Raw genomic sequence first — 14,913 nt, forward strand, 5'->3', positions numbered from 1 at the left:
CAAATTTTCACAACAAAAGCGCAAGCGCACGGTGAGGGTGTTCTGTTATGTTCACAAGATCCTGCAGGAGGATCTTGCCTGCTGCAAGTCCCGAGGTGCCCGAGCGGCTATGCTGTCAGGAAAGAACCTGCTAATAGGCTCTGTCAACTTGATAAAAAGCAATAAAAAAAAGAAACTCTAGCTCTTATTCAGCTAGAGTTTCGGTTGAATTAAGCTTCTTGAGCTGCAGGGTACACGCTCACTTTTTTGCGGTCGCGGCCTAAACGTTCGAAACGAACTACGCCGTCAACTTTAGCAAATAGAGTGTCGTCACCGCCGCGGCCAACGTTTTCACCCGGATAAATCTTTGTACCGCGCTGACGGTAAAGGATCGATCCGCCACTTACGAATTGTCCATCAGCACGTTTAGCGCCAAGACGTTTCGATTGTGAATCACGGCCGTTTTTTGTGGAACCTACTCCCTTTTTGGAAGCGAAAAATTGAATATCCAATTTTAAGAACATGAGGTTCACCTCCTACTTTTCTAAAATGGTCACACGGATGTATTCTCCGTATTGTTCTTCTATGGTCTTAATGGATACGACCATTCCTTCGATGAGCAGCTGTCCTTTTTGAATGGCTTCCTCTGAAACAGCATCTGGCCATTCAAAAATAATACGTCCCTGCTTCTGGTCCATTTCCAGTATAGGCTCGATGCCTGCGAGTTCATGGACCGCGTTAATCGCTCCAAACACCACACAGGATGCGCCTGCACATACAAGATCTTTTCCAGTTTCATCAAATTGAGCGTGCCCCGACATAGAGAAGGACTGAATTGCTCCCCCTGCAGATCGGTTTACCGTAACGTTTATCATAGGATCAAGCCTTACGCGTTGATTTTTTCAATAACAACTTTTGTGTATGGCTGACGATGACCTTGCTTTTTCTTCTGGTTTTTCTTCGCTTTGTATTTGAAAACAACCAATTTTTTCGCACGGCCTTGTTTTTCAACTTTAGCTGTAACGGTTGCTCCGGATACTAGAGGGCTTCCAACTTTAACGTCGTCGCCGCCTACGAATAAAACTTTGTCAAATGTAACAGTTTCACCTAGCTCGCCTGCCACTTTTTCAATGTAGACTGCTTGGCCTTCTGCTACTTTAATTTGCTTTCCGCCAGTTTCAATAATTGCGTACATTCCACTGCACCTCCTATTTGATACTCAGACTCGCCAGTGTACAGGTGAATTAAGATGAAAATCATCGAAATCACTTACTACCTGCATCCGAGCGGTTGTAGCCACGGGTGCTACAAACAGTAACATAAGAATATTACCAGAAGTTTAATCTATTTGTCAATGTTCTTTTCCTGTTGTGGGATTCGCTCCCGAATATCTTTTTCATCTCCGATATGCCGAAGCTCATATCCCGGCTTCTCCCAATCACCGGCAGTTATGAATATACGAAAATGAAGCTCCTTTTCAAGATCCCGGACGCTGCGATCCAAAATCGCCATTACTCCCTGCTCCGCATGGACCCAGATTGCTTCATCTTCCATGTACCGGTATTGCCGCAGTTCCCTTTCAAGCCTTAAGGCAACGGTTTCTGCAGAATCGACTCTGCCTTTTCCATTGCAGACGCGGCAAGGCTCTGTTAACAGAGCATCAAGATCCTCACTCGTTTTCTTCCTCGTAATCTGGAGAAGATTTAACTCGGTAAAGCCAATAATGCGGGTTTGGATCCGATCCCGCTCAACCTGCTTTTGCATCACCTGCAAAATACGAGCCTGGTCAGACGTGTCCTTCATATCAATAAAGTCAATCAGGATAATCCCATTTAAATTCCTCAGGCGGATTTGCCTTGCCGCTTCAAGAGCGGCTTCCTTATTCGTATCAAGTATCGTCTGGCGCTGCGAGTCCTTTCCGGTAAACTTTCCGGAATTCACATCAATAACGTGAAGCGCTTCGGTTTTCTCAATAAGGAGATAGGCTCCATTTTTAAGCCAGACCGCCTTCTTCTGAAGCTTATGTATTTCCGCATCCAGCGTGTCAAATATCTCAGCACCTTCTTTTGAATGGTGCACGCTTGTCTCACACTCAACTGGAAGGCGCTCCCTCAGGTTTTCCGCTAAATACACATCATCACAGTGTATATCCGAATAGGCAGAAATGGAGCGTTCAGTTAAAATCGTTTCAAGCAAGTCGCCAGCTTCCTTTAGTGGTGTAGGAGCTTTAGAAGAATGAGATGGAAGAAGCTCCTTGAATTCCCTTCTCAGCCTGTCCAGTTCCTCTTTAAGTTCATCTGCCGGCAGGGAAGCTGCTGCCGTGCGAAGCAATACACCTTCTCCATTATCGAGTATTTCGCTGCCCCATTCTTTAAGCTTAACGGCTGCGGTTTCATCAATTTTCCTTGATACCGTAACCTTTCCTCCATAGGGCATGTAGATGAGCGAGCTTCCGGGAAATTCTATATTGGCGGTAAGGGCTGGCCCCTTCCACTCGTCTCCTTCTTTTTTAATTTGGACCAATAGCTTCTGGCCTTCATGCAAATAAGAGGAGATTGGCTTTTGCTGATCGGAAAGCCGGTAATCAGGCAGATCCTCGATGCGGATAAACCCGTTTCGTTCGAGTCCAATATCGATAAATGCCGCCTGCATCCCTTTAACGACTTTTTCAACCTTCCCTAAAAAAATGCTGCCCGCTTTCCCTTTTTGACCGGATTTTACTATTTTTAAATCTGCCAGTTTTCCATTCTCAAATAAAGCAATGCGCTTTTCAGGCAGATTGGCTTGAATAAGTAGCGTTTTCAACGGATTCCCTCTTTTACAATCATCATTTTCCCCATTTACTCACGTTTCAAAAGGGAAGTCAATACGCATAAACAAGCTCCTCCACCTTGGAATTTGTTCTTTTCTCAGAAAAAAAAGCGTGAAGCAATTCATTCTCATCCAGCTCAGACCATTTAGTCCCCTGCCTGTAAACGATGATTGGATGCTTGCAGCCTCTCTTAAACCTGGACATGACCGACAAAATATTTTCTTCTGATTCCACTTCAAGAGGAACTAACTTTTGTATGGATTTTTGGCTGCCATAATACCTGTCCATTAGAAATCTCAGGTGAACAAAACGGCGCTGCTTAAATTCTGTATACAGGCTAAAACATAAAAAGATTGTGATCATCCATAAATTCAGCTGAAATGGAAAAAATATCAGGACCGCGGCCAAATATAAAACGAGAGCGCATATCGAAAAAGCCAGCATCCACTTATGGGCTGCAGGGAACGGCTTAAACAGCGAAAAAGCTATAAATAATAGTTTCCCCCCGTCAAGCGGCCAAATAGGAAGCAAATTAAAAAGCAAAATAGAAAGATTATAATAAGTAAACAAGGAGAAATCACCGGCAGATAAAAGCCCTCCGCTCAAGAGAAGCCAGGCTCCCCCCTGCATGAGAAAATGCTGCAGTGGTCCGGCAAGCACAACCGCCAGTTCTTCTTTTATTGAACGGTTCCCATGCTCCTCCATTTCAGCCGCACCTCCGAATGGAAGAAGCACGATGGATTTAACTCTCCATGAAAAATATAGGGCGCATGCAGCATGGCCAAGCTCATGAACAAGAACAATGGCAAGCAATATAGCCAGCGTTTTAAATTGGGCGGTAGCCGCACTGATGGCCATTACTACCCAAAGAAGAGGGTGAATGTGAATTTTTCTTAAAAGAGATCCGTATTTAATCAAAAGGAATCACCTGTTTCGGGTCAATAAAATTATCTCCCTTTTTTATCGCAAAATAGTACGTCCCTTTTTTATTTTCATTTACTTTAATGGTGCCAAGTTCTTTCCCTGTGACCACTGTGTCATAAAGTGACACATCCACTTTTTCCAAATTTCCATACCATGATTCGCTTCCATCTGCATGCTGAAGAACAACCGTAAGACCTGTATCCGGTTTTTCTCCCGCTTCAACGACGACCCCTTCATCAATCGCATCCACGGTCGCACGATCGGTCTCAATCAGAACCCCTTGCCCATTCACCTGAAAGTTTTCAGTGACCTTCCCTGAAGCAGGAACAGCATATTCCCCCTTTGAGGCAGCAGGAGGATCAGGGGAAATTTCATCTGCCTGAAACAAGGCTAACGGATGACCGAATTGCTTCTGATACCAGGAGGATACTGCAGCAAATTGGAATTCTTGCTTGAGAGAAGCTTCAACCGTACTTCGGATTGAATCTAGCTTTGGACTGTGATCTTTAAACATCACTGCCATAGCGAGGACCAAACAGGCTGAAAGAAACAGTTTGAAGAGGAAAATCTGGGGTTTAAACAGCGGGTGTCCCGTTTCATTAAGGGTGTCAGGTCCTCCCTCATACGAATGAATAATACCTGTATACTTCTCTTCTTCTTCAATCACAGCCTCTTTATTCCACGTTACCGGAATTTCTGCTTTTTCCGCAGAAGGTTTTGCCTTTTTTCTTTTTGCCATCCGCTTTCTGATTTCGTCGGCCCTTCTGGACATCTTCATCCACCCTTTTAATGTCAGTTTGTACAAGTCTATGACTCGTCCCGCAGAAATATGAAAAGAAAAGCGGAGGCGGCTTGCTCAGGCCTGAGAGACGGTGGAACCGGGACTGGCAAAGTCGCTCTTTGACTTTGACTGGACCGGTGAAGCGGCCGAAGGGCTAGCCGCTGGAGCTGGACAACAAGAAAAGCGGAGGGCGCTTGCTTAGCTGTGAGAGACGGTGGAGCTCGCGACCGAGAGGCGCCCAAGTTGGGTTGTTCAGCTAAAGGCGCGACGTCCTGTCGCAACGCTGAACGGGCCTTCATCGTGAAGGCCCTCGACCGAGAGAGGGAAGCGGCCGAACAGCTAGCGCCCGGAGCTGGACAACAAAGAAAAGCGGAGGCGGCTTGCTCAGCCCCTGAGAGACGGTGGAACCGGAACTGGCAAAGTCGCTCTTTGACTTTGACTGGACCGGTGAAGCGGCCGAAGGGCTAGCCGCCGGAGCTGGACAACAAGAAATGCGGAAGCGGCTTGCTCAGGCTGGACAACTCAGTTCAGCTAAAGAATCACTTTTGATCACAAGAAAAAAGCAGCCCCGTTAAGAGCTGCCTGCTTCTGCACATGTTATTTTCCGTCACACTAAACGCGTGCTCCGAAAAACTTTTTGATTTTATCCATAAAGCCTAAATTTTGCTGGTCAAGAATTTGAAGGGGAACCGATTCCCCGAGAATTCTTCTTGCAATATTGCGATACGCAATCGATGCGCGGTTGTTCGGATCCAATGCAATCGGTTCACCGCTGTTTGATGCCTTAATCACTTGATCGTCATCTGCAACAATGCCCAGCAGGTCAATGGACAGATGGGCGACAATTTCATCAACGTCAAGCATATCTCCATTTTGCACGAGATGAGTGCGAATCCTGTTAATGACGAGCTTCGGAGGCTCTATGTCCTCTTTCTCAAGAAGCCCGATAATTCTGTCTGCATCCCTCACTGCAGATACTTCAGGTGTGGTGACCACAACTGCTTTATCTGCACCGGCAACAGCATTTTTGAAGCCTTGTTCTATGCCTGCAGGACAATCGATCACAATATAATCATAATCCTGCTTCAGCTCGCCAATAAGCTTTTTCATCTGTTCAGGTGATACCGCGGACTTATCACTTGTCTGGGCTGCAGGAAGCAAATACAGCAGCTCATCAAACCGCTTGTCTTTAACAAGTGCTTGATGGATTTTGCATCGCCCTTCCACCACATCAACCAGATCATAGATAATACGGTTTTCAAGTCCCATGACTACATCCAGATTCCGCAAACCGATATCCGTGTCAACTAGACAAACCTTTTTGCCTAAAATGGCCAGGGACGTCCCTAAATTGGCGGAGGTGGTTGTTTTGCCAACTCCACCTTTACCAGAGGTTACAACAATCGCCTCTCCCACGGCTACATTCCCCCCTCGAGCGTAGTTACATCAGGTCTTACATACATTACATTCTGCAATCGGTCTCTCTTCATTTGCCCTTCATCATCTATGTACGCACACTCCATCCCGTGTTCCTCTACATGAATACGCTCAGGAGACTGATTAAGAGAATCATAAATTTTAAGCTGGGCTGGCGCCATGACAGATGCAGCAATGATTGCCCTGCCGTTTCCATTATAGCCTGCATGGGCTGTACCTCTAAGAGCACCTAAAACAAAGATGCTTCCGTTTGCAATCACTGTGCCTCCAGGATTGACATCCCCAATTAACAGGAGATCTCCTTCCACCTGAAGCACTTGTCCAGACCGGACAATTCTCGCGGCTTTTACAACTTCCGCTTCTTTTTTCAGTCTGTTTGCCTCTTCTTTCGTAACGACATCAGATTCAATGTTTTCTACCACAAGATTCTTCTTTTTGCGGATCGTCGTTTTCACCATCTGCTGCTGTTCTTCCGAAAGGAGACGTTTACCGGATTTCACACTTACTCCGATTAAAGGTCCGTTTTCCTGCACATACTGTTTAGAGGAAAGCATCTCTTCCAGTTCAAGAATGAGTGTTTCATAGGTGCAAGCATCATCCAAATATAGAGTGAGGCCGTCCTTTGTTCCTTTTATTGTTACATACTGCTGTTTTTGGGCTTTCACGATGTTCACCTCAATAACACTACAAATTCGACAAACCCCGCTAAATCTCCTTTTTTTTGCTGAACCGTTTAATCCTCAGTCTGTCTTTTTAGACCCGTGAGAAACGATTTTAACGGATAAATAATCACAAGACCTGCGATGGAATTCACAGCCAGCGTCGGCAGGAGTCTGCGATTGGCAAATTCATAGAAATTAAGCGGATTCAGACTAATAATAAGCTGGATCCCGTAAACGTAAAATTCGAGTATACTGATTGCCAGCATACCGACAAGCAAAACAACAAAGGCATTGTTCTGAAGAATCTTCAGTGCTCTTCCGGAAAGATAGGTCAAAAACGGATAAGCAAATAGATAGACTCCAAGAATCTCTGTATACACAATATCGTGCAGCAGTCCAAATATAATCGCATACGTGATCGCAAGTCCGTCTCTTACATAAACAGATATAAAAATTAAAAGAAGCAGGGTAAATCTGGGAACATAGAACATGTCTTCAGAAAAAGATGGAATGAGTATTAAATCAGCTGCGGTACTCTCCATGATGAAAAAAAACAAGACAACGACAGGGAGGAGAAAACGTCTCACTTGGCTTCCTCCTCCGCATCGCCGTCACTTACATCTCCTTCTGGAGGGACAGAAGCTGCACGCTTGATGATAAATACATTTTCAACATCATAAAAATTAGCGGACGGTTTGACATAGGCCATTTTCGTTAACCCGTAAGAATCAGGCTGGACATCTTCCACTGTTCCAATCGAAAGTTCCGATGTGAACACTCCGCCATTCCCTGCAGTTACAACTTTATCGCCTTTTTTTATGTCCATGCTCGTATTGATGTTTCTGTATAGAAGCATTTCTCTTTTTTCATCGTATCCTGCAATTAAACCGAATATATTTTCTTTGCCCTTAACAATTGCCGGAACCTGATTGACACGGTCCTGAGCACTTAAAAGCTGGACGGTTGAAGTAAAGGCATCAACACTTTTTATTTTCCCGATTAGTCCTTTGGATGTCATAACCGCCATGTCTTCCGTTACACCATTCTGTTTGCCTCGGTCAATCGTAATGTATTCATACCAGCGGTCAGGATTTCTTGCAATCAGCGTACCAGTGATCGGTTCGAATTTGCTTAAATCTGTTTTCGCACCAACATCGGCCCGCAGCCTGTCATTTTCTTTTCTAAGACGCTGAACCTCTGAGTCAAGGCTTGCATACTGCTCAATTCTTGATTTCAGATATTTATTTTCTTCATATGTATCCTTCAAACTGCCGATTTCTTCAAAAGTCCCGCCAAAGAATTGAGCAGGCTTGTGAAAAACTGTTTGAAATAAACCGGTAGAATCTTTAACAAACTTCTCTGGCCATGACAATTCACGGTCGCCTTTAATAGAGAAGCCGATCAATGCTACGAGCAAAATGACGCTTGCCAGAAGCAGAATAAGCCGTTTGTTCATAAAAAAAGGCGGCATCATTTACACCTCTTAACGTTTGATATTCCTAATCCTCGCAATGTCCCGGCTAAAAGCATTCGGCGCCCCTGATGAGGCACCGAATCTTTTAAAATGGCTCTGTTAAACTTTCTTTACTTTCTGCCTTATGAGCGATCGCTGCAAAGCTGCTGTACCGCACCGATCATTTTAATCAGCACAGTGCCTAAATCAGCATTCAGCTTTAAGTGCGCCCGAAAAAAATTAACGGAGGTTTTTTGTTTTCCCTTTAAATAGGTGAATATGTTCTAGCGCTTTTCCTGTTCCAATTGCCACACAGTCCAGTGGATTTTCAGCAATCAGTACAGGCATATTCGTTTCTTCGCTAATTACTTTATCCAGGTTGCGCAGCAGTGCTCCGCCCCCGGTCAGGACAATTCCGCGGTCCATAATGTCTGCAGCAAGTTCCGGCGGAGTTTTTTCCAGCGTGTTTTTAACCGTATCAACGATCGTATAAACCGTGTCACGAAGAGCCTCTGCTATCTCTTTAGCTGTAATTTCAATTGTTTTCGGCAATCCGGTAAGCAAGTCACGGCCGCGGATTTCCATATTCTCGACATCTTCAGGAGTACCGGCAGATCCAACTTCCATTTTAATCGCTTCCGCTGTCCGGTCACCAATCATAAGGTTGTACGTTTTGCGGATGTAGTTGATGATCGCATCATCCATTTCATCGCCTGCCACACGGATTGATTGGCTTGTTACGATTCCGCCAAGGGAAATAATGGCGACTTCCGTCGTTCCCCCGCCGATATCCACAACCATGCTTCCTGTCGGTTCCCAGACAGGCAGGTTTGAACCGATTGCAGCTGCGAATGGCTCTTCAATCGTATACGCATCACGTGCGCCAGCTTGTCTTGTTGCATCAATAACAGCTCGTTCTTCAACAGCCGTAATGCCTGATGGCACACAAACCATTACGTAAGGCTTTCTTGAAAAAAGACTTTTGTTTTTCGTCGCTTGTTTTATGTAATATTTCATCATTGTAGCAGTCGTCTCGTAATCTGCAATAACGCCATCTTTCATAGGACGGAGTGCCACGACATTTCCAGGTGTACGTCCGATCATATTTTTAGCATCATTTCCAACAGCAACAATGGACTTGGTATCTGTTTGCATTGCAACAACAGAAGGTTCACGGAGAACGATTCCTCTGCCTTTCACGAACACCAGGGTATTTGCTGTACCCAAATCTATCCCAAGGTCTCTAGTACCAATTCCAAACATTCATGTATCTCCCTTTCTGAAACGAATCACTTTTTGTAATAAGGATGAACCTTAACGAAAAAACTCATAAACCTTATTATAACGTAAATCGTCAAAAAAAAAAGTGAATTTCAGTTTACAAATACCCTTTTTCCTTCAAGCTGATAAATTTTCTGTCCCCGATGATTAAATGATCTAGTAATTCAATTCCAATCATCTTCCCGCATTCTGATAATCTTTTCGTAACTTCGATGTCTTCTCGGCTTGGAGACGGGTCTCCGGAGGGATGGTTGTGGATACAGATAAAAGAAGCTGCGGATCTTCTGAACGCTTCTTTAAAAACTTCTCTCGGATGAACAATCGATGCGTTCAGACTTCCGATGAAAACGGTGTGTTTGTGGATGACGTGGTTCTTTGTGTTGAGATAAAGACAAACAAAGTGCTCCTGTGTCAGGAATCTCATTTCTTCCATTACGTAATTCGCGCCATCCTGCGGAGATCGAATAACATAACGGTCCTCGCTTGAAAGCTGCAGAATTCTTCTTCCGAGCTCCATGGCTGCCATTATTTGAACAGCTTTCGCTTGTCCAATTCCGGATATAGCAGTCATTTCTTCGATCGATGCATCCTTTAGCAGCCGCAAACCTTCAAAATGAGAAAGCAGCCTTGAGGATAGCTGAAGAACAGACTCACTGCTCGAGCCTGTCCTTAATAGAATGGCGATCAGCTCCTGATTTGAAAGACTGCCAGGCCCATCATTCAAAAGTCTCTCTCTCGGTCTTTCTTCTGCGGGGAAATCACGGATTTTCAGCAGCGGTACATTCATTGGTTCCTCCTGTCCCCTAAAGCGCTCATCTGTCTAAATCGTAAATCCTATCTCTCTCAATTCCCTAATAACTCTTGAAACCGGCAGACCCACCACAGAAAAATAATCTCCTCTGATCTCTTTAACAAAGGCCTTTCCGAGACCCTGAATTCCATAGGAACCTGCCTTATCGAGCGGTTCACCGGTTTCTGCATACGTTTTGATTTCTTCGCCTGACAATTCCCAGAAGGTCACTTCCGTCGAAACATAGAAGCTTCTTTCCTTTTTGCCTTTAAAAATAGAGACACCCGTCAATACGTGATGGCTTTTTCCAGACAGCAGACCGAGAGTTCTTACTGCTTCCTGCTCGTTTTCTGGCTTTCCGAGAATTTGACCGTCCAAGACGACAATGGTGTCCGCAGCCAATACAAAGGAGTCTGGAAAAGAGTTTGCCGAATGCCATGCTTTCCTGCGCGCTAATTGCATGACAGCATCCTCTGGAGACTGTCCAGGCTCTATCGTTTCGTCTACATCCGTAATCATCACGTTAAAAGGGATGTTCAGACTTTCAAGCAGTTCTTTCCTTCTAGGAGAACCGGAAGCTAATATAAGGTGCTGTTGGAGATGTGCGTGCATATGCCGTCCATCCTTTCATGATTCATAGGGAGATACAGGTGTATCGTATCAAAAGGATAGAAGAAGCACAATTTTTCAAAAAGAGATTTCATTCTTAAAAAACTCACTTTCAGCTGTTCTTATGAAAGCTCTTATGCTTGCCGAGAAGAAGACCCGCGGCAAGGAATATGACAAAAAGCACATATAACGCAAACCACCATAAAGTCCAGTATTTCAGTACGAAATTATTAAAATCTACGATATTTAAATGCACCTGATTGGACATAATCCAAACGAAAAGTGCTGCTGGGATAATAAACGGCCTGTAGGTAGTATGCTTAGTCAGCGCTTTAAAACCAAGTAGAGCCGCCTGGAGGCAGCATGTAATTTTCACAAATATCCCAAAAATCCAAAAAACTCCAATTAAAACCTCTACTCGCTCAAACAGCCTTACTATTGTAATATCCCTCATCAGCTCAAATGTAGAATACGTTTGGCGGATTACCAGGTCATAGCCTTGTATCGCAATGCTCATTAATACCGTTAAGGCAAGAACCACACCCCCTATTAACATTGCAGCTAAATAAGTTCTGCCCAGCCCTTTTTTATTAGAAACATACGTAAAAAAGGAAGACATGATAATAATTTCGATAAAAGGAAAGCCAAGAATCGTGTATGCGCCGTGCCACACAGGCATAACCCCTCTTGAGAAAAACGGTTTGAGATTAGAAAATTCAAACTGATTAAGAACCAAAGCAAGAGAAGCTGCAAGCAAAAACAGCGTAATTGGTGTAATAAATTCATTAACTCTGGCCAGGTTATTCAATCCGAAGAAAACGGAGTATATGACAATCAGCAGAATTAGCACCTGAAAACTAGCTGGACTGCTCTCCGGGCTGATAGATGTTGTCATAAAATTACTTAAATTCCTCACAATATACGCGGCCAGATTCAGGGCATAAAAAATAATCAGCCCATTCACAAAGTAGCTCATAACTTTTCCCAAAATCTTTTCAGTAATTTCGAAAATAGAAGCATAATGGTATTTCTTCATAAGCCATATAAGCAGGAAATTCAGAAGCAGCCCCATCACACTGGCTGTGACGGTTGAAACCCATGCTTCATTTTTTGCAAATGTAGCCGTTAAACCGGGAGCCATTAAAATGGAGCTGCCTGTTACAAAGCTGATGACCAATAAAAACAGCTGCTGCTTGGAAATAACATGATTCATAATGATTAGCTCCCTCCAAACATCAGTCTGTATAAAGGATCCATGACAAAAATAATCCAATCATCGATTGGAAAGACATCAACATGAAAAAAGGAAAGCACCCCGTAGCTTGCTGTAATCACCCAAAAACCAGTAAGTGTCAGCGTATATCTTTTATTTTTCATAGACACTTTTCAACCTCAGGCCCGTTTGCTGAATGGTTATATCGGCAGAAGTATCAAGCTGGGCCATTTTAAATTTTTTATCCCATTGGTCTTTTATTTTTTCCCATTCAGAATAGCGGTTTTCATAAAGCAGCTGTCGGAGACCAAGCATATCAACATTATTTTTTACTGCTGTTTGAAAAGCTTGCTGCATTTCCCGCTGAAGCTTTTCCTCTGCTTTTTTTTCAATTTGCTTAATCTGCGCTCCATTTTCAAGAGCAATCGGACATGTAACCTCCTGAACCTCCGCAGCAGCTGACAAAGTAGCTTTATAAGACAGAGGATCTGCTGAAATATTTTCCAGCTTTCCCTTTGTTTCTTTAAATTTGACGCCGATTATTTCATCAGGATATCCAGGGCACTCCACGGTCGTTTCAAACCCATCCACGTTATTACCGAGAAAGGCCCACCCTCTCGATTCGCCGGGAGTAAACCATCCTGCCAGCTTATCATCATTAAAGTAAGCAAATCCGGTCATTTCAAACATCTTCTGGTTCCCATCAATGTCATCCAGCACTGCCGTTTGAGCCGCATCCGCTTCAGGGATCTTTTTTTTGATTCCCGGTATAACCGGCTCCGTATATCCCCCGTAATTCCAGCGGATAATATCCTGCAGCTCCACTCCCTTCTGCAGCCCCATGCTGCCGCCGTATACATCAATTCTTCTGGCTATGGAAAGAGAGGGCATATTTTGAATGGGAATATAAACAGAGAATAGTTCCTTTGCAGTACTCTCCTTCGCTACAAAAACATTGACGTTGTCTCTTATTTGATAGAACCTTTCCAAATAATCCAAAATTGGCAGCAATCCTTTGCTTTTCGCAAATTCCTCTCCAATTAAAATAACGGAAAGATGGGCAAAGTAAATTTTTCTCGAAAACATATTCCGTGCCTTCTCCATGATCTCCGTTATGGAACTGCCGCTGATTGTGTAAGTGTAAACAGCTCCGCCTGCGCCTCCGGATTCAGTAGCGCCTTTAGATTTAGCGGTCGCACCAGGATTAACAAGCTGAATCGACATGCTCATCCCTTCCGGACTCACATCAAATCCAAGGCCTGACACGATAATCAGTTCATTCAGCTCAATCCTTCCGCAGGAGGTGAGCAGAAGGAGGAGCGATATAATGAGCGGCCATTTCTTCATGCTGATCCCCCGCTCTCCTGTTTCTTTTGAATCCGCTTATACAGTTTTGTATTTGTCATCCACAGCGGCATCCTTAAAAAGCCATCCTTCTGCTGATCCAAACTGAAGGGAGCAAATGGCTGAAAATATGGGACCCCTGCTGAAGTAAGGGAGGCTAAATGAATGACTAATGCAATAAAAAAAATGATCATTCCATAAATTCCAAGCGTCGCAGCAATGACCATTAATAAAAAGCGCAGCAGCCTGCTTGCTCCTGAGAAAGAATAATATGGAGCCACGAAGCTGGATATCGCAGTTAAAGAAACCACGATGACAATGGCCGGTGAAACTAGTCCTGCCGCAACGGCCGACTCACCGATTACAATTGCTCCAACGATTGAAACTGCAGACCCGACCGGTCTCGGCATCCGGACTCCAGCCTCACGGAGAATTTCAAAAATAACCTCCATTAACAGGGCTTCTACAAATGCCGGAAATGGCACCCCTTCCCGTTGAGCAGCAAGACTAATCAGGAGTTCTGAAGGAATGAGCTCTTGATGAAATGTAGTTACAGCTATGTAAGCAGCAGGAAAAGCGAGTCCGATCGCATAGGCAATCAGTCTGATAATACGGACGAGAGAAGCGATATCATAATTTTGGTAATAATCCTCGGCCGCCTGAAAAAAAGCCCAAAAGGTAGCGGGGGCAATAATACAAAATGGGGTTCCCTCCATCATAATGATGACTTTCCCCTCCGTAAGAGCAGAGGCTGCCACGTCAGGCCTCTCCGTAGATAAAAAAACAGGAAAAGGGGTTAATTTATTTTCTTTAAGCAGTTCCTCGAGCATGCCTGTTTCAAATAATTTATCCGTTTCAAGCATCGACAATTTTGAACGGATATGGTTCAAAACCTTTTTATCTACTAGCCCTTCAATATACCCTATTACGATTTTCGTTTGCGTAATTTTCCCTGCCTTTAATGATTCAAAGTAAAGCATCGGGGTCGATATCCTTCTTCTCAAAAGGGGGATGTTATCCGCAATCATCTCCACAAAACCTTCACGCGGTCCGCGAACCATCGTTTGAGACTGAGGCTCTTCAATGGTCCGGCTCTTCCAGGAGGTTAAAGGGATTGTATATGCAAAGGATTGCCCGTCCATAAATAGGGCAACCCCGCCTCTTATGATGAGATCGGCCACATCTGCAAAATGAACAGCGGTCTTTAATCCAGCCGAAGTGCTTACCGTATTCTGGATCCAGCCTTTCTTTGCAGGAACGCCTTCCTGTACCTGATTCAAAATAGGAGACACGATAAATTCTTCAATTTGCTTGCGATCTGCCATATTTTCAAGGTAAACCACCATAAAAGAGAACGATTCCCGGGGATAAGACTGGATGACAAGATCATCACTTTTTCCGAACAAACCTGAAATGACCGCCTCGTTTTCAGCCATTCTTTCCGCAATTGGAAGAGCAGCCCAGCCCAATCGCTTTTCTTCCAATTCTTTAATCCGGTCTCTTTTACTTTTAGAACGCAGCAATGGAACCGCTCCTCTCCAAAAAGCTTGATGTCCTCAGTATGCTTCACAAATTTTTCCTTATTCACGATTCACACCCTCTCGCTGAAGGCAAAAAAAAAAGAACAC

At 44.2% G+C, this 14,913-nt stretch carries 17 protein-coding genes and 1 other annotated feature; all 17 genes read right to left on the reverse strand.

Annotation, left to right across the window (positions count from 1 at the left end; translation table 11 throughout):
• Positions 1-209: 209 nt before the first annotated feature.
• The gene (rpmA, locus tag AS29_RS02940) at positions 210-503 is read right to left on the reverse strand and encodes a 50S ribosomal protein L27 (protein WP_035405299.1); all 294 of its coding nucleotides are present in this window, start codon (positions 501-503) and stop codon (positions 210-212) included.
• Between the two features lie 12 nt (positions 504-515).
• Complete coding sequence (locus AS29_RS02945) at positions 516-854, reverse strand: ribosomal-processing cysteine protease Prp (protein WP_035405300.1); 339 nt, start codon at positions 852-854, stop codon at positions 516-518.
• Positions 855-865: 11 nt separating this feature from the next.
• Positions 866-1,174 (reverse strand): 50S ribosomal protein L21, encoded by a 309-nt coding sequence (gene rplU, locus AS29_RS02950; protein ID WP_035405301.1) that lies wholly within the window; start codon positions 1,172-1,174, stop codon positions 866-868.
• A 16-nt stretch (positions 1,175-1,190) separates the two neighbouring features.
• Positions 1,191-1,281 (reverse strand) — a sequence feature (ribosomal protein L21 leader region).
• 42 nt (positions 1,282-1,323) lie between these two features.
• Positions 1,324-2,784, reverse strand: a complete 1,461-nt coding sequence (locus AS29_RS02955) for an Rne/Rng family ribonuclease (RefSeq protein WP_035405302.1) — start codon at positions 2,782-2,784, stop codon at positions 1,324-1,326.
• A gap of 58 nt (positions 2,785-2,842) precedes the next feature.
• Complete coding sequence (locus AS29_RS02960; RefSeq protein ID WP_035405304.1) at positions 2,843-3,709, reverse strand: M50 family metallopeptidase; 867 nt, start codon at positions 3,707-3,709, stop codon at positions 2,843-2,845.
• Positions 3,702-4,487, reverse strand: coding sequence for a M23 family metallopeptidase (locus tag AS29_RS02965; protein ID WP_035405306.1), 786 nt, complete (start codon positions 4,485-4,487; stop codon positions 3,702-3,704). The genes AS29_RS02960 and AS29_RS02965 overlap by 8 nt, the downstream gene beginning before the upstream one ends.
• Positions 4,488-5,108: 621 nt before the next feature.
• On the reverse strand, positions 5,109-5,912 hold the full coding sequence (gene minD, locus AS29_RS02970) for a septum site-determining protein MinD (RefSeq protein ID WP_035405308.1): 804 nt from the start codon (positions 5,910-5,912) through the stop codon (positions 5,109-5,111).
• A gap of 2 nt (positions 5,913-5,914) precedes the next feature.
• A complete protein-coding gene (minC, locus tag AS29_RS02975) occupies positions 5,915-6,598 on the reverse strand; it encodes a septum site-determining protein MinC (protein WP_051860560.1) in 684 nt (227 codons plus the stop codon).
• A gap of 68 nt (positions 6,599-6,666) precedes the next feature.
• Positions 6,667-7,182, reverse strand: coding sequence for a rod shape-determining protein MreD (mreD, locus tag AS29_RS02980; RefSeq protein WP_035405311.1), 516 nt, complete (start codon positions 7,180-7,182; stop codon positions 6,667-6,669).
• Positions 7,179-8,066: a rod shape-determining protein MreC gene (mreC, locus tag AS29_RS02985; RefSeq protein WP_035405313.1), complete on the reverse strand. Its 888-nt coding sequence runs from the start codon at positions 8,064-8,066 to the stop codon at positions 7,179-7,181. The genes mreD and mreC overlap by 4 nt, the downstream gene beginning before the upstream one ends.
• A 222-nt stretch (positions 8,067-8,288) precedes the next feature.
• Entirely contained in the window at positions 8,289-9,311 is a 1,023-nt protein-coding gene (locus tag AS29_RS02990; protein ID WP_035405315.1) for a rod shape-determining protein, read from the reverse strand.
• Between the two features lie 115 nt (positions 9,312-9,426).
• Complete coding sequence (gene radC / locus AS29_RS02995) at positions 9,427-10,116, reverse strand: RadC family protein (protein WP_035405317.1); 690 nt, start codon at positions 10,114-10,116, stop codon at positions 9,427-9,429.
• A gap of 33 nt (positions 10,117-10,149) precedes the next feature.
• Complete coding sequence (locus AS29_RS03000) at positions 10,150-10,731, reverse strand: Maf family protein (protein WP_035405319.1); 582 nt, start codon at positions 10,729-10,731, stop codon at positions 10,150-10,152.
• Between the two features lie 109 nt (positions 10,732-10,840).
• Complete coding sequence (locus AS29_RS03005) at positions 10,841-11,941, reverse strand: GerAB/ArcD/ProY family transporter (protein ID WP_035405321.1); 1,101 nt, start codon at positions 11,939-11,941, stop codon at positions 10,841-10,843.
• Between the two features lie 5 nt (positions 11,942-11,946).
• Positions 11,947-12,105 (reverse strand): hypothetical protein, encoded by a 159-nt coding sequence (locus AS29_RS21205; RefSeq protein WP_156505847.1) that lies wholly within the window; start codon positions 12,103-12,105, stop codon positions 11,947-11,949.
• Positions 12,095-13,288 carry a Ger(x)C family spore germination protein gene (locus AS29_RS03010; protein WP_035405323.1) on the reverse strand — a complete coding sequence of 398 codons (1,194 nt, stop codon included), beginning with the start codon at positions 13,286-13,288 and terminating at the stop codon, positions 12,095-12,097. The genes AS29_RS21205 and AS29_RS03010 overlap by 11 nt, the downstream gene beginning before the upstream one ends.
• The gene (locus AS29_RS03015) at positions 13,285-14,808 is read right to left on the reverse strand and encodes a spore germination protein (RefSeq protein ID WP_051860561.1); all 1,524 of its coding nucleotides are present in this window, start codon (positions 14,806-14,808) and stop codon (positions 13,285-13,287) included. Before AS29_RS03015 ends, AS29_RS03010 begins: the two co-directional genes overlap by 4 nt.
• Positions 14,809-14,913: the final 105 nt, after the last annotated feature.

The organism is Bacillus sp. SJS (assembly GCF_000732485.2).
Taxonomy (GTDB): Bacteria; Bacillota; Bacilli; order Bacillales; family Bacillaceae; genus Metabacillus_B; species Metabacillus_B sediminis.

Bases quoted from the DNA above. Each gene is read 5' to 3' on its own strand.
- AS29_RS02965 (WP_035405306.1), bottom strand. From the start codon at position 4,487: ATGTCCAGAAGGGCCGACGAAATCAGAAAGCGGATGGCAAAAAGAAAA.
- AS29_RS03000 (WP_035405319.1), bottom strand. From the start codon at position 10,731: ATGCACGCACATCTCCAACAGCACCTTATATTAGCTTCCGGTTCTCCT.
- rplU (WP_035405301.1), bottom strand. From the start codon at position 1,174: ATGTACGCAATTATTGAAACTGGCGGAAAGCAAATTAAAGTAGCAGAA.
- AS29_RS03005 (WP_035405321.1), bottom strand. From the start codon at position 11,941: ATGAATCATGTTATTTCCAAGCAGCAGCTGTTTTTATTGGTCATCAGC.
- mreC (WP_035405313.1), bottom strand. From the start codon at position 8,066: ATGCCGCCTTTTTTTATGAACAAACGGCTTATTCTGCTTCTGGCAAGC.
- AS29_RS02990 (WP_035405315.1), bottom strand. From the start codon at position 9,311: ATGTTTGGAATTGGTACTAGAGACCTTGGGATAGATTTGGGTACAGCA.
- AS29_RS21205 (WP_156505847.1), bottom strand. From the start codon at position 12,105: ATGAAAAATAAAAGATATACGCTGACACTTACTGGTTTTTGGGTGATT.
- rpmA (WP_035405299.1), bottom strand. From the start codon at position 503: ATGTTCTTAAAATTGGATATTCAATTTTTCGCTTCCAAAAAGGGAGTA.
- radC (WP_035405317.1), bottom strand. From the start codon at position 10,116: ATGAATGTACCGCTGCTGAAAATCCGTGATTTCCCCGCAGAAGAAAGA.
- AS29_RS03010 (WP_035405323.1), bottom strand. From the start codon at position 13,288: ATGAAGAAATGGCCGCTCATTATATCGCTCCTCCTTCTGCTCACCTCC.
- AS29_RS02945 (WP_035405300.1), bottom strand. From the start codon at position 854: ATGATAAACGTTACGGTAAACCGATCTGCAGGGGGAGCAATTCAGTCC.